Below are 21,275 nucleotides of genomic sequence, written 5' to 3'. Positions count from 1 at the left end.
AGAAGATAATGTAGTCGGCATGAAGCGATCATGTTGTTCCGAACGCAAACACCGGCGAAAATAATTTTCAGCAACATGTGAGTTCCATCAGTCAATTGAAAAACAAATTATTTAGGGATGAAAAAATTAATTCTCACTCAATTATTCTTACTGATTTTCATTTTCGGATTCTCAAAAAGCAACGATTATCACGTGGCTGAATATGAGATAATTGGAGATGGAACGACTCTGAATACCGAAAAATTGCAGACACTGATTGATCTGGTCAGTAAATCGCAGGGAGGCCAAATCATCTTCTCAAAAGGAAATTACCTCACCGGAAGCTTGCAATTAAAATCGAACGTACATCTCTATTTCGAAGAAGGAGCTGTTTTATTGGGAAGCACAAATCCATACCATTACGCCAATATTGAAATGCCGGGCAGACCCAAACTTGGTAGTCGCGACGATAATTCGCAAATGGCTCTGTTCGTGGCATTCAAAGCGACAAATATTTCTATTTCAGGAAAGGGCCGAATCGACGGGCAAGGGCGGGCTTTAGCTTTAAATATTGACAGCCTGCATCACCTTGGTGAACGCGTTGATCCGAAATACAGTACTAACCGGATGCGTCCACACGAAACTTTTCGGCCAAAATTGTTCCGCTTTTCCATGTGTAAGAACATCAACATTTCAGGAATGGAGTTGCACAACAGCGCCTGCTGGGGACTTTCGTTCGAGCTATGCCAACATTTAAAAATCGATGCCGTAAAGGTGTTGAATCGTGCTTACTGGAACAACGATGGCATGGATATTACCGACTGTAAAAATGTGAGTATCACCAATTGCGATGTAAACTCAGCCGATGATGGAATATGTCTGAAATCGTATTACCCTGATTATGCTAACGACAGCATTTATATTGCCAACTGTACCATTCGGAGCAGTGCCAGCGCCATAAAATTTGGAACTGCTTCTTTCGGTGGATTTAAAAATGTGAAAATTGAGAATATTCGCGTGTTCGATACGTTCCGTTCTGCTATTGCCATAGAGTCGGTTGATGGTGCTGATATTGAAAATATTGAAGTGTCGAACATCGTCGCCGAAAATACCGGCAATGCCATTTTTATTCGCCTGGGGCACCGTGCCGGAAAAAAGCCCGGAAGCATTAAAAATGTGTCGATCCACGACTTGAAAGTGCAGGTCGCTTTTGACCGACCGGACATTAACTACGACATGCGAGGCCCGGCTGTTACATTCTTTCATAATCCGTTTCCTTCATCTATCGCCGGAATTCCCGGGCATCATATTGAAGGTGTCCGATTGGAAAACATCGAAATTACCTATCCCGGCAGGGCATCAAAAGGAATGGCTTATGTGCCGCTAACCCGGCTGGGGCAGGTTCCCGAGCAAATCGGGGGCTATCCCGAATTTCACATGTTTGGCGAGTTGCCTTCCTGGGGCTTTTATGTTCGCCATACCACAGGCATTAGCTTGAAAAATGTAACTTTAAAGCTAGAACAGCCTGACTTTCGCCCGGCCTTCGTTTTTGATGATGTTACCGAGTTGGAGATTAGCGAGTTGGGTTTGCCTGTTGGCAATCGGCAAATTGTTGTTAAGGAAGTTCGTAAATTGAGTCTTGATCAGGAGCTTCAGTCGGTTGTTCGGCAGGTTGATTGAACGATCAACGCATTCAACCCGGTTTTCGATACCGAAAGAAGCATATTTCCATATCTGTGATTGAATATTTCAACATTAATAATTCAATCCTTTGCATTTTTTGAACAACTAAACTTGAATAAAATGAATTGGCTAAAAATCGCATTGATACGCACGACAGTTTTTGCAGTATTGGTTACGGTACTTAATTCCTGCGGATCTAAAAACGAACAGAACGGTACCCCCGAACTAAAACCTGTTGATTTAGTTTACAATCAGCTCGACACCGAAAACTCGCGGTGGTTCTTTTTCTCGTCGGCTTGTCGACCGTTTGGTATGGTAAACCTTAGTCCCGACACCCAAATAGGCGGCGCCTGGGGAAGCGGTTACCGCTACCTGACCGACACCATCAAAGGCTTTAGCCACATTCATGCGTGGCAGCTTTCCGGACTTTCGGTGATGCCGGTTGCTTTAACGGAGCAAAATTCTGAAACGATATTTACCGATTTCTATTCCCATTTCAGTCACGAAACCGAAAAGGTGGCTCCGGGCTATCAGTACCTGGAGCTCGACCGCTATAAAATAGCTGCCGAAATAACCAGCACCAAACGTGTGGGTTTTCACAAATACCAGTTTTCAGGCGAAGGGAAACCTGCCCTGCTGTTAAATTTGAACACCGTTTTGGGACCCTGCGAAAATACCGATGGTAAGCTGCAAAAGATCGGCGGGCATTCCGTTGTAGGCGAGCTCACAAATGCTCCAACTATTCGTCGTCCGAAACCAACAAAGGTATTTTTCAGGATTGATTCTGATATTGAAATTCAGGATGTTGTGACCGATGAAGAAACGGGCAACTACCTGTTGGTTTTTAATGAACAGGCCGACCAAGTGCTCCTGAAAGCAGGGATCTCTTACACTTCGGTTGAAAATGCCAACTTAAATATTCAGACTGAATTACCCGATTGGGATTTTGAACAGGTTGTTGCGGAGTCAAAAGATGAATGGAACAATCTGTTGAGCCGAATTATAGTTGAGGGTGGCACCGAAACCGATCAAAAACGCTTTTATACCGATTTGTGGCATGCCTTGCAGGGGCGTCGCACCATTAGCGATGTGAATGGCGCTTATCCGGACAACACTGGTGAGCAGTTCCGCGTTGGTCAGCTTCCGTTGGACGACAATGGAAAACCCAAATTCAATCACTACAACTCCGATGCTTTTTGGGGAGCACAATGGACCATCAATACGCTTTGGGGCTTGGTCTATCCAGAGGTTTACAAAGAATTTGTGCAGTCGCTGATGCAATATTACAAAGATGGTGGCTTGATTCCACGTGGTCCTTCAGGCGGTAATTACACCTATGTTATGACTGGTTCGTCGGCGACTCCGTTTATTGTTAGCGCCATTCAGAAAGGAATTATTACCGATGATTTGGCCGGAATATATGAGGCGCTGAAAAAGAACCATCTGCCCGGCGGAATTATGGAAAAGGCAGGCTATGAACACGATACCAATTTGGGCGGCGGATTAGCTCACTACATCAAAAATGGCTATGTCCCTTATCCCATTCCCGAAGGCGATTTTGGCTTCCATCAGGATGGGGCCAGCTTAACAATGGAATATGCCTATCAGGATTGGACCCTTGCGCAACTGGCCAAAAAACTTGGCTACGACGAGGACTACAAGTACTTTTCAGAACGTGCGCTGAACTATCAAAATGTTTACGATGCCGGGTCGGGCTGGATGCGCCCCAAGGATATTGCCGGTAAATGGCTGGCCGATTTCGATCCGTATAATTACGAGCATGGGTTTAACGAGTCGAATGGAGCACAATCAACCTGGTTTGTTCCACACGATATTGCCGGACTGGCCGAACTTATGGGAGGTAAGGACAAGGCTGCGGAGAAACTGAATACGCAATTCGAGACGGCTCAAAAAATAGGATTTACATCCGGAGGAGCCCACGACAAGGAGTTACATCCGGAATATCGTCGGATTCCAATCAATTATGGTAATCAACCGTCCATGCAAACCGCGTTTATTTTTAATCAACTCGATCGTCCGGATTTAACTCAATACTGGTCGCGCCAGGTTGTAAAAACAGCCTTTAGTGGCTTGTCGCCGGCAACCGGCTTTAATGGCGACGAAGATCAGGGATTGATGGGAAGCCTGTCTATTTTGATGAAAATCGGACTTTTTCAAATGAATGGAGGAACCGAAGAAAACCCGGAATACCAAATTGGCAGCCCTATTTTCGATCGGGTGACCATTCAGTTAGATCCGACCAACACCTCCGGAAAATCCTTCGTGATCAAGACAGTTGATATGAGTTCTGAAAATTGCTATGTCGAGAATGCTGTTTATAACAATCAATCGCTTGATGGATACCGAATTGGTCATGATCAGATTATAAATGGCGGCAGTTTAGTTTTGAAAATGTCAAACAATAATCAAAAATAAAAGACGTCGATTTTGTGAAATGGCCCAATTTGAAAGCGTTGAAAATAGGGTGCAAAATAATACGAATAAAGAGAAGTTTTCAAGATTTACCGGCTCTTAAGGCCGGTAAATTTTTGTTATTGGGGGTTTGCTTGTCGCTGTTTTATTCAGCCGGGGTAAAAAACAGCAAACAACAGATTTATCATAATGGCTGGGTCGATTTCAATAAAAATGGCATGAAGGATATTTTCGAAGATCCCAGGCAACAGATTGACGCGCGTGTTGCCGATCTGCTGTCGCAGATGACAGTGGAGGAATAAACCTGCCAGATGGTTACCTTGTTTGGGAATTCCGGTCGATTTTACAAATGAAGGGACACACGGACTTTGCCACGATCGGGCAACTCCCTTGCCGGCTCCGATCGGAATCGGAAGCACTTAGAATAAGGAATTGGTTCGTCGGGCCGGAGAAAATATTGGCCGCTAAGCCAAAGCGCCATGCAATTTGCATGCGCAGAATTTTGAAGTTGCCAGAGTCGCAACTTCGGGGATTTGAACGTATTCATTTGTTGCCAGGCGAAAGCCAAAAGGTAAGCCATATACTTCGTCCCAACGATTTGGCATTGCTGGATAAACAACTGAATTGGATGTTTGAACCAGGTACGTTTAAGGTAATGGCTGGAAGTTCATCAACAGCGATTGATTTAACCGGTGAGTTTCAGATTTTGGGCAATTAAGTTGCTGAATTCGAATAAACAAGCCCGAAAAAATGGGCTGTTTCAATTCTGAAATGAATTGAACTATTCTTCCATGTTTTTGAACTATTCTTCCATCCGCAGAGCCCGGCGATATTGTAATTTCAACCTTTGAATGAAAATCAGGTAGTGAGAGCTAAACCTAAAGCTTCTGTGCTTCGCAATTTGTGCAGAATTGAAACCTATAAAATTGAATGTAATGAGAATCTATAAGTTGATTTTTTCTGTTTGGTGTCTAATCTTTTTAACCTCCCCTGTAATTGGGAAAGACAAACAAACTATTTATAGACAAGGTTGGATCGATTTCAACAAAAATGGGGTAAAAGATATTTTTGAAGACCCGGCAAATACCGTTGAAGCGCGCGTGGCAGATCTTTTGTCGCAAATGACGATGGAAGAAAAAACCTGTCAGATGGCTACGCTTTACGGATTTTCGCGCGTGTTGGAAGATGAATTACCAACAGAAGCCTGGAAAGACCGGGTATGGAAAGATGGAATCGCCAATATTGACGAGCATCTGAATACCATTGCCAATCGGCCTTATACCTATACCGAACATGCTTATCCGTATAGTAACCACGCCGAGGCTATTAATGTAATTCAGAAATGGTTTATCGAAGAAACACGAATGGGAATTCCCGTTGATTTTTCCAACGAAGGGGTTCATGGGCTGTGTCACAAGAAAGCGACTCCGCTTCCGGCACCAATCGGAATCGGATCAACCTGGAACAAAGAACTGGTCTATCAGGCCGGTCAAATTGTTGGTCGCGAAGCAAAGGCATTGGGTTACACCAATATTTATGCGCCTATACTCGACCTGGCACGCGATCCGCGTTGGGGGCGGGTGGTGGAGTGCTATAGCGAAGATCCTTTTCTGATCGGCGCTTTGGGAACCCAAATGGCGAAAGGTATTCAGTCGCAGGGTGTTGCTTCTACCATCAAACACTTTGCGGTGTACAGTATTCCAAAGGGCGCCCGCGATGGCGAAGCCCGAACTGATCCGCATGTGGCACCGCGCGAAATGCACCAACTGCATCTTTATCCGTTTAAAAAGGTAATTGCAGAGGCAAACCCAATGGGTGTGATGAGTAGTTACAACGATTACGATGGAGTGCCAATTACCGGAAGCTATTATTTCTTAACTCAGTTGTTACGGCAACAATATGGCTTTCGGGGCTATGTGGTTTCTGATAGTGATGCCGTGGAATATCTGAATGAAAAACACCAAGTGGCTCCGGATTATAAAGATGCGGTTCGACAGGTTGTGGAAGCCGGCTTAAATGTGCGTACCCGTTTCAGAACACCTGAGTCGTATATCGAGCCACTCCGCGAATTGATCCGTGAAGGTCGACTGTCTATGCAGACCATTGATGCTCGCGTGGGCGAAGTTTTGGCGGTTAAATTCAGACTGGGCTTGTTCGATCAGCCTTATGTTGAAGATTGTGAATTGGCCAATAAAATTGTTCATACCGATGCGGATGAACAGTTCTCCAGACAAATTATCAGAGAGTCGATGGTGTTGCTAAAAAATGAAAATAATGTTTTGCCATTAGATATTAAGAAGTTTAAAAATGTGTTGGTTGCCGGGCCAATGGCCGACGAAGTAAATTATACGTTTAGTCGCTATGGCCCGTCGTTTAACGAGGCGGTTTCGGTATACAAAGGGATTAAAAATTATGGCGCCGGCCAATTAAACGTAAGCTATGCAAAAGGTTGTGAGGTGATTGATGAAAGCTGGCCTGAAAGTGAGTTGATGGACGTAGCGTTAACAACCGACGAGCAAGCCGGAATTGATGCAGCCGTAGAACAGGCCCGCCAATCGGATATTGTGATTGCTGTGCTGGGGGAAAATGAAAGTATGGTTGGTGAAAGTAAAACCCGAACTAATTTGGGCTTGCCCGGACGGCAGCTGCAACTGTTAAAAGCGCTCCATGCAACCGGCAAACCTGTTGTTTTGGTGTTAGTTAATGGCCGCGCATTGACGATAAACTGGGAGGATAAATACATTCCGGCCATTCTGGAGGCCTGGTTTCCGGGTGCTTCGTCCGGCGATATTGTAGCCGAAACGCTCTTTGGCGATTACAATCCCGGCGGAAAGCTGCCGGTTACGTTTCCAAAATCGGTTGGCCAAATTCCTTTAAACTTTCCGTTTAAGGTAGCGTCGCATGCCGGGCAGGTTGAAATTCCGGGCAATGGATATGGTAAAACAAGGGTGCTTGGCTCTCTTTATCCGTTCGGCTATGGTTTAAGCTACACTTCGTTCGAGTACAGCGACTTGGTTGTTACTCCCGATCAGGCGTATTCTCAGGCCGATATCCAGGTTTCATTTAAGGTTAAAAACACCGGACAGCGCGAAGGTGACGAAATTGTGCAGCTCTACCTCAAAGACGAAGTCAGTAGTGTCACGACCTACGAATCGCAACTTCGAGGTTTCGAACGCGTTCATTTGTTGCCGGGAGAAACCAAGACCGTTCATTTTGTTTTACATCCCGATGATTTGGCTTTGCTCGACAAGGATATGAACTGGACTGTTGAGCCTGGTTCGTTTAAAGTGCTGATTGGAAGCTCTTCGGAAAATATTAAGCTGACCGGCGGCTTCGTCATTCGTCGTTATTAAGACTGCAATTCCCCGGATATTTAGAATCGCCCTAAAAAGTACAAGGGGCAATTCAGTCCCGGTGTTGGACAAACTAATTATCGCCTAAATACGAAAACCAATTCACCGAAAACTAATAAACTAAAATTATGAACCTTAAATCAACGTTTACACTGCTGATACTCCTGTTTGCTTGTTTGTGCGGATCGGCGCAGCTAAAAAATAAAGCGGCTCTGAATGAAGAGTTTATGGATATGGGCTTTGGTGTTTTTGTGCACTGGAGCCTCGATTCTCAATTGGGAAGTGTGATCAGTCACTCGTTGGTCGGCGCTTCCGATACTTATGTCGACAAATATTTCAATGAACTTCCGAAAACCTTTTATCCCGATAAATTTGATGCCGACGAATGGGCCCGATTATTCAAATTGGCGGGTGCTGAGTATGTCGTGTTCACTACAAAGCATCACAATGGCTTTTGTATGTGGGACACGGAAACCACCGAATTTAATATTATGAATACGCCCTACGGAAAGGATATCACCGGAATGCTTTTTCAATCGCTACGCAAATTTGGGTTAAAAGTGGGGGTGTATTTCTCACCCGAAGATTTTCATTTTCTGCACGGGCAAGGGACGCTCATTTCGCGAAAAAGGGCGATGAGCCAGATTACCGAAAACGCAGAATTGTTGGAATACGATAAAAAGCAAGTCAAAGAGCTGATATCGAACTATGGCCCCGTCGATCTGATCTTTTTCGATGCCTACAAAACTGGCCCTTTGGTTCAGTTTGTACATTCGATCGATCCGAATATTGTAGTTACACGGGGCGAAATGAATACACCCGAGCAAACCATACCCGGCGGTGCGATGCCTGGCCCATGGGAAACCTGCATGACGATGGGAACCCAGTGGCAATACAAACCCACAAACGAAAGCTACAAAAGCGGCACTGAGCTGATTGAGAAACTGATTGAAATTAGAGCCAAAGGCGGAAACTTTTTGCTCAATATTGGGCCAAAACCCAATGGCGAAATCCCGATTGAGCAGGAAGAACGGTTGCGCGAAGTGGCACTTTGGATGTTTGTCAATGATGAAGGCGTTAAAAACGTTAGGCCTGTACCTGGAATCATAAAAGATGGGTATATGTGGTTCACCCAAAACGAGAACGAGAATGCGGTATATGTATTTTTAACCGGCCAAAAAGAATGGTTCAAAGGATTTCGTCGGAATTTTATATTGAAAAATGTGAAATCGACCCTGCAAACTGAAATCTCGGTGCTCGGACAAAGTGATTTGGTGGTTGAATATTGGCCTGAAAATATTCCGGAATCAAAATTCATTCAACACGACGAAGTTTTGGAAATATCAATCTCCAGAGCGCAACGGTTGTATAACGATAAAATATGGCCTAATCCGGTGGTAGTGAAGCTAACGAATGTTGAATTCATTGATGGGAAGTAACTTCTTGTTGTGATTTTATGAGGATGAAAATAAGTGATTAAAGACATAGTGAAAAAGAAATAAAAAATGAAGATAAAACGATTAGTCATACTCTGTTTGTGTATTTTTCCTTCTTTACTGGGAGCGCAGACTACCTTTCCGTTTAACGATTCAAGTTTACCGCTGCAAGAACGTGTTGATGACTTATTGAACCGATTAACGGTGGAAGAAAAAGTGTCGCTGCTGCAAGCTTCAGCCGGCGAGATCGCGCGTTTGGGCGTTGATAAGTATTATCACGGTAACGAAGGGTTGCATGGTGTGGTAAAGGGAGGGCGCTTTACTGTTTTTCCACAGGCGATAGCTCTTGCTGCAAGTTGGAATCCGGATCTTATTTATGATGTGGCCACCGCTATTTCTGACGAAGCCCGGGCCAAGTGGAATTTCTTAAACCAGGGAAAGGATCAAACTTCAGGGTATAGTGATATGCTGACAATGTGGTCGCCAACAATTAATATGGCCAGAGACCCGCGCTGGGGCCGAACTCCCGAAACCTATGGCGAAGATCCTTTTTTAACCCGTAAAATTGGTGTTGCCTTTGTAAAAGGACTTCAGGGAAACAACGAAAGATTTTTGAAAGTAGTTGCTACCCCCAAACATTTTGTCGCCAACAACGAAGAGGAAAACCGATTTGCTTGCAATGCCGAAATTTCGGAAAAAGCCCTGCGCGAATACTATTTTCCGGCTTTTAAAGCCTGCATTCAGGAAGGTAATGCGCAGGCGATTATGAGTGCTTACAATGCCATCAATGGCATACCCTGCACAGCCAATAATTGGTTGTTGAATGATGTTTTAAGAGGTGAATGGGGATTTACAGGTTATGTGGTAAGCGATTGCGGCGCTCCAACTTATCTGAAGAAATCGCATCATTTTGTCGATACCGAAAAACAGGCGGCAAAAGTTGCTATTGAAGCCGGATTGGATTTGGAATGTGGGCACAATATCTACACAAACCATTTGTATCCGGCCTATCAGGATGGTTTGGTCGGTGAAGAAGCAATTAACAAAGCAGCCCGCCGGGTGTTGGAAGCCCGTTTTAAACTGGGTATTTTCGACCCGGTGGACGACAATCCATACACCAAAATTTCGCCCGATGTAATTGGTTCACAAAAGCATCAGGAATTGGCACTTGACGCGTCACGACAATCAATTGTGTTGCTTAAAAATCAGAATAACATTTTGCCCTTGGATGCCGCAAAAATAAAAAAGATCGCGGTAGTTGGTTTCAATGCCAATCAAGTGGTTTTTGGCGACTACAGTGGTTTACCCGTCATTGCGCCTGTGTCTCCATTGGAGGGCATTCAACATAAAGTAGGCGATAAAATCGACGTTCAATATGTGAAGTGGAAAACCGCCGCAAAAAACCTTAATTTATTGGAGGGCGAGTATCTATGCAACGATCAAAACGACGAAAAGGGCTTGTACGCTGAGTACTACGATGATAAATTTTTGGAAGGGACACCACAAACCCGAACCGATAACGGGGTGAATTTCGACCCGGTTAATCAGGCGCCGGACCCGTATACAAATTACCGTCATAAATCCATGCGATGGACCGGTTACATTGCCCCCAATATTACGGGTGACTATAAAATAGGTGTGAATTCGGACGACGGAATCCGTTTGTGGTTGAACAATGAATTGGTGGTTGACGAATGGCACAATCGCGGAACGACTACCGATCAGGTTGATCTTAAAATGGAGGCTGGTAAAAAATACGCCATCAAATTAGAATACTTCGATAATGGAGGCGATGCGATTTGTCAATTACTTTGGAAAGTTCCTGATAGTAAAGGTGGCGATTTGTACGAAGAAGACAGAATTGCTGCCCGAACAAGCGATTATGTGATCGCCGTCATGGGAATCAATAAAACTATTGAGAAAGAAGGGAAAGACAGGGTGGAATTAGGTTTGCCCGAAGATCAAATCAACTATTTAAAAGATATTTACAAGGAGAATAAAAATGTGATTGTGGTGCTGGTCGCGGGAAGTTCTTTGGCTATAAACTGGATGGATGAAACAATTCCGGCCATTGTTGATGCCTGGTATCCGGGCGAAAGCGGCGGAACCGCCATTGCTGATGTGTTGTTTGGCGACTACAATCCGGCTGGTCGTTTGCCGTTTACGTTCTACAAATCGGCGGCCGACCTTCCGCCAATGAATGATTATGAGATTGCAAAAGGCAGAACCTATCAATACTTCAGGGGAGAACCACTTTATCCTTTCGGGTACGGCTTAAGTTACACTTCATTTGAATACAGCAAGATGTCAGTTGCTCAGTTGGGCGAAAGTGTTTCAGTTTCCATGACCGTGAAAAATACCGGAAATTACGATGGTGACGAAGTCGTTCAACTCTATGTTCGCGATGTAAAATCATCAGTTGTACGACCATTAAAACAGTTGGTAGCCTTTGAAAGAACTTCTTTGGCGACCGGAGAATCAAAAAATATTACTTTTGAGGTTCCTATCGAAGAATTGTTGTTTTGGGATGAATCATCCGGCGATTGGCGGTTTGAAAAGGGCGCCTTCGAATTCATGGTAGGTGCATCGTCCAGTGATATTCGCCTGACGAAAATCTGCAAGGTCAAATAATCTGCGTTTAAACGAAAAAAAAGCGAAACATGAGGATCAAATCCAGGAATCAGTTTTATCTGCTACCAATTCTATTCATGCTGTTATGCTCTTTTGCTCATGCTCAAGAGGTGAATTTACCAAAAGCCGGCGATTTTGAGTCGGAGCTGAATAGAGCAAAACGAGTTGTCAAACTTGGCGACGGTCATTACTTGATCGATTTTGGGAAAGCCTATTTTGGTACTCTTTCCTTACAATCCAAGCAGTATCAAAGCGATAGCCTGATTGTCCACTTAGGAGAGAAACTGTCAGACAACCAGATGATTGACCGCAACCCGGGAGGGACAATCCGATATCAAAAAGCAATCCTGGAGGAACTGCCTGTAAATCAGCGTGTGGAAGTCGCTTTGCAGGCAGACAAACGAAACTCCAATCCTCCTGCAATTGCTCTTCCTGATTCATTCGGCGTAATTATGCCGTTCAGATATTGTGAGTTGGAGAACCTTCAAATTCCGATTGATGAAGTTGAAATCCTACAAAAGGCGCTTTATTATAAATTTAACGATGATGCGGGAACATTTACCTCGTCGGATACGATTTTAAATGCGGTATGGGACCTGTGTAAACACACCATAAAAGCAACGAGTTTCACCGGCTATTATGTCGATGGCGACCGCGAGCGTATTCCATACGAAGCCGACGCTTATATCAATCAGTTAAGTCATTATAGTGTTGACAGCGTTTATTGCATCGCCCGCCGAACAAACGAGTATTTTATTGACCATCCAACCTGGCCGACGGAATGGCTGTTACATACAGTTTTACTGTTTTATCAGGATTACATGTACACCGGCCAGCCGGATATGCTCGGGAAGTATTACGATGTTTTGAAAACCAGAACGTTGATGGATTTGGAACGCGAAGACGGACTGATTAGTTCCAGGTCGCCAAAACTAGATGCGGCATTCAAAGCTCAACTAGGATTTAAAAATCCGGACACCAAGGTGAAAGACATTGTTGACTGGCCACCCGCCCAAAAGGATACCGGCTGGAAACTAGCGACAGAAGAAGGTGAACGTGATGGCTATGAAATGGTCGACGTGAATACGGTTGTCAACGCATTTTACTATTACAATCTGGTTTTAATGTCGGAAATAGCTGGTTTCCTGGGGAAAACAGACGATGTTGCTTTTTTTCAGCAGAAGTCGGAAAAAGTTAAAACGGTCATTAATCAAAAGCTTTTCGATCAAACGCGAGGGGTTTATGTCGATGGTGAAGGATCAAACCATGCTTCGTTGCACGGCAATATGATTCCTCTTGCATTCAATTTGGTTCCCGAGGAAAATCAGCAATCAGTGACTGATTTTATTAAAAGCAGGGGAATGGCATGTAGTGTTTACGGAGCGCAATATTTGCTCGAAGGCTTATTTCATGCGAACGAACCGGAGTATGCGCTTAAGCTAATTACAGATACAACTGGCGACCGCACCTGGTGGAATATGATTGAAATAGGATCGACCATGGCGCTCGAAGCCTGGGATACGAAATATAAGCCCAACTTGGATTGGAACCATGCCTGGGGAACTGCTCCTTTAAACATCATCACTCGTTATCTGTGGGGAATTACTCCTCAAAAACCGGGGTTCGAGAGCGTTCAGATTAAACCGCAACTTGGCCATTTGAATTCTTCGGAAATTAAAGTGCCAACAATAAAAGGAATTATAACAGCGAGCTACAAGCGAGCTGGCAAGAACGACCAAGTCTTCGAAATAACGCTGTCTGACGGTATGAAAGGGGAGTTTATTCTTCCAAACGGAACAACGAAGGTCGTTATGAATGGTCGGAAAGTAAACCGAAAGGCTTGTTGCATTGCACTAAACGCCGGTCGTAACGTTTTGCAAATAAAGACTGAAATAGAATAAATACAGAACCCCTGCACCCGCTTATGAAATTGGTCTTAATAATATTCGCTATCATTCTGTTCGCGCCTCCGCTTCATGCGCAAACAAGAGATACGCTTTACTTGTGGCCCAATGAGGTGCCCGGCGAATTGAAAGTAAAGCAGGCGGCAGTCGTATCTGATAATTCGAGTGGCGATGTCATTCGTTTGGCGGAGGTTACCAATCCTTGTCTGGTGGTTTATGAACCTGAAGAATCGAATCATTCGGGCGTTGGAATTATTGTCTGTCCTGGTGGCGGTTACAATATTTTGGCAATCGATAAGGGAGGATACGAGGTTGCCGAATGGCTGAATACCTTGGGGTACACCGCTTTTGTCCTTCAATACCGGGTGCCCAAAAAGCAGGAAGGTGCTTTGCAAGACCTACAACGTGCAATTCGCTTGGTTCGCGACAAGGCTTATGACTATAATTTGTATCCCGAAAGCATAGGGCTGATTGGATTTTCGGCAGGAGGCAGCTTGTGTGCTCGTGCTTCAACTCTGTTTAACTCGGAGAAGTATGCAAAAACCGATGAGGTAGATGAGCTTTCGTGCCGGCCGAATTTTGCCATGCTCATTTATCCGGCCTATCTCGACCAAGGTGAAAATAGAAGCCTTACACCGGAATTGACCATGAGCGATTTTACGCCACCCTTTTTTATTTTTGGAACAGCCGATGATAAGTACGGAAACAGCTCTTTGGTAATGACGACTGCTTTACGCGATCAAAATATTCCGGTTGAATTGCATGTATTAGCCGAGGGCGGACATGGTTACGGTTTGCGAAAAGGAAATATTGCTGCGGAAACCTGGCCGATGCTGGCCGAAAAATGGTTGAGTCGGATGGTCGCCAACAGACAGTTCGAAAAGCATCAACGAATCATGAACTTTCCCAAATTGACGCTTTATCCACAGGATGTACCGACGAAGAACGATGTTTGGGTTTTTATGATGGCCGGACAGTCGAATATGGCCGGGCGAGGATTTGTTGAGCCTCAGGATACTATTCCTTCGGAACGCATTCTAACCATCAATAAGAGCAATGAAATTATTGTGGCAAAAGAGCCACTGAACTTTTATGAACCCGGCATGAATGGCTTAGATTGCGGTGTCTCATTTGCGAAAAAACTTCTTGGTCAGGTGCCCGAAAATGTATCAGTTCTTTTGGTTCCAACTGCTGTAGGCGGAAGTTCCATTAGCCAGTGGTTGGGCGATTCTATTCACCGTGAGGTGCAATTGCTCTCGAATTTTAAAGAGAAAATGGAACTGGCTAAAAAACATGGAACGATCAAAGGAATTTTGTGGCATCAGGGTGAAAGCGATGCCAATCAACACTGCATTCCCTTATACGAGGAAAGACTCACAGAGCTAATCGGAAAATTCAGAACCTTCGCCGGAAATAATTCTCTCCCCGTAATTGTTGGTGAGTTAGGAAGTTATTCAAAGAATAAAAGCAATTGGCTGCGTTTGAATGAGCAGATCAAAAAATATGCATCAAAGGATGTTCATGCCGGAATAATCCATACTTCCGACTTGATAAATCGAGGAGATAGCCTGCATTTCGACTCTAGAAGTCAACGAACAATTGGAGAGCGATTCGCCATTGAATACCTCCAAATGGCGAAGTAGGTCAACGACAATCCCTTGTTGAACTATTTCTGATTCGCCGAAAGACGAAGACTCACTTTCTTTTATCTCTCAATAAATTCTGAAGAACTTTGGCCTGAAAACAATCAAGAGCCCCGAAAAACCTGCGCCCGTCGCCGGCCTGCCGAAATTGGCTGTTTAGCCGCGAATAATTTGATAAAAGCCCTTCGTTTGCCCCTATTTTTGGTGTAATGAATAATTTGTCCATATCTGTGATGGTTTTGTTCATCTAAATTGAAGTTGTGGATTGTAATTTCACGGTTCAAGAAATAATGATGACATCCCGAATGAAAAGACAAATATTCCTAACGCTGGTTGTTGCACTTCTGGCATCAGCCTGCCAAAAGAATGAAGTTCGTTTGAACGACATTCAAGTGATTGGCAGTCACAATTCATACAAAATAGCCATCGAAAAACCTCTTTGGGATTATCTCTGTCAGCTCGATTCCTCCAAGGCAATTTCCCTGCAGTACGGGCACATTTCAATTGTTGAACAATTAGAATTGGGCCTGCGAAATATAGAGTTGGATGTATTCTTCGATCCAATGGGAGGGCATTTTTCAAATCCACAAGGGTTGGAAATTGTTCGGCAAATGGGAGCAGAACCGATGGAATTTGACAAAGAGCAAAAACTGGCTGAGCCCGGATTGAAAATGTTTCACATTCAGGATGTCGATTTCAGAAGCCATCATCTGTTGTTTAAAGATGGTTTAAAAGCGATGAAAAAATGGTCGGATGAAAATCCGGATCATACGCCGGTTTTCGTAATCATAAATACCAAGGACCAAGAAGTGCAGGGAACCCGTAGTCCGCTGCCTTTTGATCAGGCGGCCCTTGACAGCCTTGATTCGGAGATTCGGACTGTCTTTTCCAACGATGATCTGATTACGCCTGATCTCGTGCGTGGTCGTTCAAGCTCGCTCGAAGAGGCTGTGTTAACCAACGGATGGCCAAAGTTGAACGAGATGGAAGGTCGGTTTCTATTTGTTCTCGACGAAAAGGAGGCGAGAATCAACAGCTACCTGATCGGACACGCCGGCCTCAAAGGGAGAGTCTTATTCGTGAATAGCCCCGAAGGAAATCCGGAAGCCGCTTTTCGGATTGTAAATAATCCGATAAACGATTTCGACTACATCCGCGGATTGGTTGCCAAAGGATATCTGGTGAGAACCCGGGCCGACGCCGGCACCAAAGAATCGAGAACGAACGATTATACCAAATTTGAGAAAGCTAAAGAGTCGGGTGCTCAGATTATTTCAACCGACTACTACATTCCCACGTCACTTTATCAATCATCGTTTAAAGTGAGTTTCGAAAATAACCGATACGAAAGAATTAAAACAAAAAAGTGATGTTCAAAAACGGATTAAAAATAGTGGTTGCAAGCCTTTTTATGCTGGCTTTTTCAGGGAGTTTATATGCTCAAAAAACAACCGATTTCCCGATTGTGTCAGTCAACGGGATCGTCGGTATTTGTATTGATCCGCAGGATGCGAAAGTGGTGGATATTGCTGCCCATATGCTTGCCGATGACATTGAAAAAGTTACCGGCCGGCAAATTTCGGTTACTGCCGACTTGACTGACATTGAAATAATAGCGGGAACAATCGGATCGAGCAAAATCATCGACCAAATCATTTCGGAGCACCAAATAGATGTCAGCCGGATTGAAGGGAAATGGGAAACATACTCCATTCAGGTGATTGAAAATCCGGTGAAAGGGGTCCGAAAAAGCTTGCTTATTATTGGTTCCGATCGCAGAGCTACGGCCTTTGGTTTGTTGGAGATTTCCCGAATGATTGGTGTGTCGCCCTGGGAATGGTGGGCCGATGTTACACCGGATAAAAAGACGGAATTGACTGTTGCCATCGAACAAAAAAATTATGGAGCGCCATCGGTGAAATATCGGGGGATCTTTCTCAACGACGAAGATTGGGGGCTGCAACGCTGGGCGGCATTAAACTATGAACCCGAAACGGGTGACATTGGTCCAAAAACTTACGCCAAAGTGTTTGAGCTTTTGTTGCGTTTACGCGCCAACACTCTTTGGCCGGCTATGCATTCGTGCACCAAACCGTTTTATTCGTATCCGCAAAACAAGCAGGTGGCCGATGATTATGCCATTGTGGTGGGAACCTCGCATTGCGAGCCCATGCTCTGCAATATTAATGCCGAATGGAACAGCCACACCATGGGTGAATGGCGCTACGATAACAACTCGGAAACCATTAAAAAACTGTTTCAGCAACGAACCAAAGAAAGTGCCCCGTTCGAAAGTATGTATACAATGGGAATGCGCGGTGAGCACGATTCGCCGATGATGATCGGAGAAATTGATCTGGATTCGCAGGTGAAATTACTCGAGAAAGTGGTCGCCGACCAACGGGAGATTCTGAGAACGACGACAGGTCGCGAGGCGGTAACCATCCCACAGGTTTTTATTCCGTATAAGGAGGTTTTGGACTGTTACCAGAATGGCATGCAATTGCCCGAAGACATTAGCCTGATGTGGACCGATGACAACTATGGATATATTCGGCAACTTAGCAATCCCGATGAGCAAAAGCGCCCTGGAGGAGCCGGTATTTATTACCATACGTCCTATTGGGGCCGTCCGCACGACTATTTATGGCTCAACTCAACCAATCCGGTGTTAATGTGGGAGGAGATGAGTAAAGCCTATGAGTTTCAGTCGCGCGATGTTTGGATCTTGAACTGTGGTGATATTAAGCCACATGAATATAATATTGAGCTGTTTCTGGATATGGCTTGGAGTATGTGTGATTTTGGGGGAAACACGGGAGTAAAATCCCACATGAGAGATTGGGCAGCACGTGAGTTTGGAGCCTCACTGGCTGACCCAATTACTCAAATCATGTTCGAGTATTACCGGTTGGCATTCCAACGGCGGCCCGAGTTTATGGCTTGGAGCCAGGTTGAACCGGTAACCAAAGCAGGAGAAACGGAGCTGAACCAGATTCATTATGGCGATGAGGTTTCGCAAAGAATAGAGGCGTATCAAAAATTGATTGATGCAACGGAAAAGGCGAAGACTGACGTTGCTGCAAACCGAAAAGACGCGTTTTATGAGCTGGTTTACTATCCGGTAATTGGTGCGGCAAGCTTGAATCATAAATGGCTGTATGCCTACAAAAATGAATTTGTGGCTCGTCAGGGGCGAAGCAGCGCGGCTTTTTACGGCGAAAAATCGGTGGCAGCCTTCGAGCGCATTCAACACGAGACGGCCCATTTTAATGGTGATTTACAAGGTGGAAAGTGGGATCAGATCATGAGCATGGCGCCTCGCCAACTCCCGGTTTTTTCAACACCTACTATTGCCGGTTCGCCCGGCAGTAGCCAGCCCGAATTGGGGTTGGCGCTCGAAAGTTACCAAATGGAAGTTAACTACGACGTGATCAATTCGTACGCCGATGTTCTGCCGGTTTTCAATGCATATACGGATAACCACTATTTCGTTGATGTGTTTTTAAAAGGTGAAGGAGAAATAAGCTGGACGGCACAACCGAGAGCCGATTGGATTCATATCTCGGATCAGAATGGAACGCTTCGGTCAAAATCGGGCGAACAGGAACAACGGCTTTGGGTGAGCATTGATTGGGATAAAGTGCCTGTTGGCGAAAACAAAAAAGAAGCTCCGCTGGGGCACGACTACCAGCTGATTCCGCCCAGCTATAAAGTCAATTCCGCGATCGATTTTGTCACCGCTGACACCACCATTAGTATCGGGATTTCTGTTTTCAACCCGAAACTTAACGAACTCGAAAACTATCGGGGATTTGTTGAAGATAAAGGTTTCGTATCAATTTATGCTGAAAATTATACGCGCGAAACAGCTGGCAAACAAGCCCGGTGGGAACAAATTGAAGGATTGGGATACACCGGAAAAGTGGTGACAGCGCTTCCCCGAACGGCGAATGGGCAAATCCATGTTAATGAAATTATAGCAAACAGTCCGGCTTTGGAATATGAGTTTTACACCTTCAACTTTGGTGAAACCGATGTGCATATTCAGGCGGTTCCAACCCATGCGTTTTACGAGGGGAGTGGAGTGCGATGCGCAGTTTCTGTTGATGGTTCGGAACCGGTTTTAGTCGATTTTAAAACGCTGGGACGTAGCGACGAATGGAAGGATAATGTACTGAGAAACGCTTCGGTAAAGACCGTAAAACAAACGATAAACAAAGCGGGTAAGCATACGTTAAAGATTTGGATGGTTGATCCGGGAGTTTTGATTGATCAGATTTTAATAGATTTGGGCGGTTGGAAAAAATCGTATGCGTTTCCGGCCGAATCGAAAATGTAACTTAACGCTTTAATTGAATGATGCGAAAATTCAGATTTACCCTATCGCTGCTGTTGATGATCGGATTTGCCGGATGCAATCAACAGCAGACGGTTGAAGCTCCAAAGGTTCAGATTGCTTTTATGGCCGATGTGCATTTGCAGGATCTTTATGGCGAATTCTCAGATTCGGAATACAAAGGGGTCGAAAATCCCGGTACCGGACAACCAACGCTTGCCCGTACCATGAACGCTCAACTCAATTCAACCCGAATTTATAACGAGAACTATTTTGCCTTTTTAGCCGCCTTGGATGATGTGGTTAGGCGAGGTGTGAACTATGTCGTTCTGCCCGGCGATTTTAGCGACGATGGTCAGCCGGTGAATGTGCGGGGATTGAAAAAAATTCTGGATCGCTATACCGAAACATATGGTATCCGCTTTTTGGCAACCACGGGTAATCACGATCCCGTTCGTCCGTTTTCGATGGATGCCGGCAAATCCGATTTTCTGGGTGAAGGCGGAAAACCGCAAGCCATTATGAGCAAGGCCGGGATGTACAATTCGCAATTGGCCGACGAAAATCCGGTCGTGATTTCAACGGATATCCGCAAAATGGGTTACGAAGAAATAATTGGCACTCTGGCGAATTATGGATTCTTTCCAAAGCAAAACGACTTGTATTGGGAGACGCCTTTTACCAGCTATTCGTACGATAATTACAGTTTTGACGAAGCTTTAAGGCAATCCTCCATCAAGGATCGTAACTATCCGCTTCCGCCGTATAATTCGTTGGTGCCGGATGTTAGTTATCTGGTGGAGCCAGAACAGGGTTTGTGGTTTTTGGCGCTCGACGCCAATGTTTATTTGCCAACAGAGAGGGCGAAAAACGGCCCCGAAAATCCATCAAATTATGAGGGTTCGAGTACTGGTTATGTCAACGTGCTGACGCATAAAAAGCATCTGACAGATTGGGTGAAAAAGGTGGCTCGCGAAGCCGAAAAGCGCGACAAAACGTTAATTGTTTTTAGCCATTATCCCATGATCGATTTTAACGACGACGCTTCAGAAAACATTGAAAACTTAATGGGCAAAGGCAAAATGCAATTGCACCGTGTACCCGGGGAGCAGGTCGCCAAAACGTTTGCAGAGGCAGGCATCAGGCTGCATTTTGGCGGGCACATGCACATAAACGATACAGGAGTTCGGAATTACGGGAAGGGTGTCAGTTTGGTGAATATTCAGATTCCTTCGCTGGCTGCTTATATTCCTGCATACAAGTTGCTTACGGTGAAAAATTACACGTTAATGGAAGTTGAGACCATTGTCATTGATTCGGTTCCTCGTTTTAAGGAGCTTTTTCCGCTTTATGAGCAAGAGTATGCTTATTTGGAGCACATAGGCGCGGAAGACCGCTGGAACAAAGACATTTTATCGTCCGCTTCTTACCACGAGTTTACCAATTGGCACCTGCAAGAACTGGTGCGATTGCGATTTCTGAAGAACGATTGGCCTGCCGAATTTCGCGACTTCCTGCTGAACGCAACAGGGCGTGAGCTTTTGGAATATACCGGCGCTACGGCAGCAAATTTAGCCCCCTTTGACAGCTGGACAGGTTTCGACATGATTTTCGACTTTTACCGGCTGCGCAGTGCCGATAAGCTGGCGATAAGAGATATTGGGATGGATCGAATCAGGCAATATCAGCAAATCATTGATTCATTACTCGCTGCTAAACAATCGGAAAGCTTGAAAAATGATCGTCTTCAACATGATTTTCATGAGTTTGCCACCATTTTACACCATTTCATGAACGGAGCGCCTGCGGATCATTTTCTGGTTGATCTCGTTAGGGGAGAGGTCGTTGGCTTGTAATTTTAGTCAGATAATTCC

At 44.8% G+C, this 21,275-nt stretch carries 12 protein-coding genes; all 12 read left to right on the top strand.

The genetic code is table 11. The features are described 5' to 3' along the window. Positions 1–117 precede the first annotated feature (117 nt). The 12 genes from ABZD21_RS08100 (at position 118) to ABZD21_RS08045 (ending at position 21,257) form a co-directional block, all read left to right on the top strand. Entirely contained in the window at positions 118–1,659 is a 1,542-nt protein-coding gene (locus tag ABZD21_RS08100) for a glycoside hydrolase family 28 protein (RefSeq protein ID WP_372774244.1), read from the top strand. A 123-nt stretch (positions 1,660–1,782) separates the two neighbouring features. Next, positions 1,783–4,098, top strand: a complete 2,316-nt coding sequence (locus ABZD21_RS08095; protein ID WP_372774242.1) for a GH92 family glycosyl hydrolase — start codon at positions 1,783–1,785, stop codon at positions 4,096–4,098. 14 nt (positions 4,099–4,112) lie between these two features. Then, positions 4,113–4,397 carry a hypothetical protein gene (locus tag ABZD21_RS08090; RefSeq protein WP_372774240.1) on the top strand — a complete coding sequence of 95 codons (285 nt, stop codon included), beginning with the start codon at positions 4,113–4,115 and terminating at the stop codon, positions 4,395–4,397. A 188-nt stretch (positions 4,398–4,585) separates the two neighbouring features. Further along, on the top strand, positions 4,586–4,813 hold the full coding sequence (locus tag ABZD21_RS08085; protein WP_372774238.1) for a fibronectin type III-like domain-contianing protein: 228 nt from the start codon (positions 4,586–4,588) through the stop codon (positions 4,811–4,813). A gap of 217 nt (positions 4,814–5,030) precedes the next feature. Continuing rightward, positions 5,031–7,448, top strand: coding sequence for a glycoside hydrolase family 3 N-terminal domain-containing protein (locus ABZD21_RS08080; protein WP_372774236.1), 2,418 nt, complete (start codon positions 5,031–5,033; stop codon positions 7,446–7,448). Between the two features lie 128 nt (positions 7,449–7,576). Continuing rightward, entirely contained in the window at positions 7,577–8,887 is a 1,311-nt protein-coding gene (locus ABZD21_RS08075; RefSeq protein ID WP_372774234.1) for an alpha-L-fucosidase, read from the top strand. A 66-nt stretch (positions 8,888–8,953) separates the two neighbouring features. Further along, complete coding sequence (locus tag ABZD21_RS08070; protein ID WP_372774232.1) at positions 8,954–11,515, top strand: glycoside hydrolase family 3 C-terminal domain-containing protein; 2,562 nt, start codon at positions 8,954–8,956, stop codon at positions 11,513–11,515. Positions 11,516–11,544: 29 nt separating this feature from the next. Continuing rightward, positions 11,545–13,416 carry an alpha-L-rhamnosidase C-terminal domain-containing protein gene (locus ABZD21_RS08065; RefSeq protein ID WP_372774231.1) on the top strand — a complete coding sequence of 624 codons (1,872 nt, stop codon included), beginning with the start codon at positions 11,545–11,547 and terminating at the stop codon, positions 13,414–13,416. Positions 13,417–13,439: 23 nt separating this feature from the next. Beyond that, the gene (locus ABZD21_RS08060; protein WP_372774229.1) at positions 13,440–15,062 is read left to right on the top strand and encodes a sialate O-acetylesterase; all 1,623 of its coding nucleotides are present in this window, start codon (positions 13,440–13,442) and stop codon (positions 15,060–15,062) included. A gap of 305 nt (positions 15,063–15,367) precedes the next feature. Beyond that, the gene (locus ABZD21_RS08055) at positions 15,368–16,432 is read left to right on the top strand and encodes a phosphatidylinositol-specific phospholipase C1-like protein (protein ID WP_372774227.1); all 1,065 of its coding nucleotides are present in this window, start codon (positions 15,368–15,370) and stop codon (positions 16,430–16,432) included. Then, positions 16,432–19,404, top strand: coding sequence for a glycosyl hydrolase 115 family protein (locus ABZD21_RS08050; protein ID WP_372774226.1), 2,973 nt, complete (start codon positions 16,432–16,434; stop codon positions 19,402–19,404). Before ABZD21_RS08055 ends, ABZD21_RS08050 begins: the two co-directional genes overlap by 1 nt. 17 nt (positions 19,405–19,421) lie before the next feature. Continuing rightward, positions 19,422–21,257 carry a metallophosphoesterase gene (locus ABZD21_RS08045; RefSeq protein WP_372774224.1) on the top strand — a complete coding sequence of 612 codons (1,836 nt, stop codon included), beginning with the start codon at positions 19,422–19,424 and terminating at the stop codon, positions 21,255–21,257. The last annotated feature ends 18 nt before the right edge of the window (positions 21,258–21,275 follow it).

This window comes from Mangrovibacterium sp. (assembly GCF_041596335.1).
Classification (GTDB): domain Bacteria; phylum Bacteroidota; class Bacteroidia; order Bacteroidales; family Prolixibacteraceae; genus Mangrovibacterium.
Note: the sequence above shows the minus strand (reverse complement) of the source record. Positions and strands in the feature narration are given on the sequence as shown.

Bases quoted from the DNA above. Each gene is read 5' to 3' on its own strand.
- ABZD21_RS08085 (WP_372774238.1), top strand. From the start codon at position 4,586: ATGCGCAGAATTTTGAAGTTGCCAGAGTCGCAACTTCGGGGATTTGAA.
- ABZD21_RS08070 (WP_372774232.1), top strand. From the start codon at position 8,954: ATGAAGATAAAACGATTAGTCATACTCTGTTTGTGTATTTTTCCTTCT.
- ABZD21_RS08075 (WP_372774234.1), top strand. From the start codon at position 7,577: ATGAACCTTAAATCAACGTTTACACTGCTGATACTCCTGTTTGCTTGT.
- ABZD21_RS08045 (WP_372774224.1), top strand. From the start codon at position 19,422: ATGATGCGAAAATTCAGATTTACCCTATCGCTGCTGTTGATGATCGGA.
- ABZD21_RS08080 (WP_372774236.1), top strand. From the start codon at position 5,031: ATGAGAATCTATAAGTTGATTTTTTCTGTTTGGTGTCTAATCTTTTTA.
- ABZD21_RS08095 (WP_372774242.1), top strand. From the start codon at position 1,783: ATGAATTGGCTAAAAATCGCATTGATACGCACGACAGTTTTTGCAGTA.
- ABZD21_RS08055 (WP_372774227.1), top strand. From the start codon at position 15,368: ATGAAAAGACAAATATTCCTAACGCTGGTTGTTGCACTTCTGGCATCA.
- ABZD21_RS08100 (WP_372774244.1), top strand. From the start codon at position 118: ATGAAAAAATTAATTCTCACTCAATTATTCTTACTGATTTTCATTTTC.
- ABZD21_RS08050 (WP_372774226.1), top strand. From the start codon at position 16,432: ATGTTCAAAAACGGATTAAAAATAGTGGTTGCAAGCCTTTTTATGCTG.
- ABZD21_RS08065 (WP_372774231.1), top strand. From the start codon at position 11,545: ATGAGGATCAAATCCAGGAATCAGTTTTATCTGCTACCAATTCTATTC.
- ABZD21_RS08060 (WP_372774229.1), top strand. From the start codon at position 13,440: ATGAAATTGGTCTTAATAATATTCGCTATCATTCTGTTCGCGCCTCCG.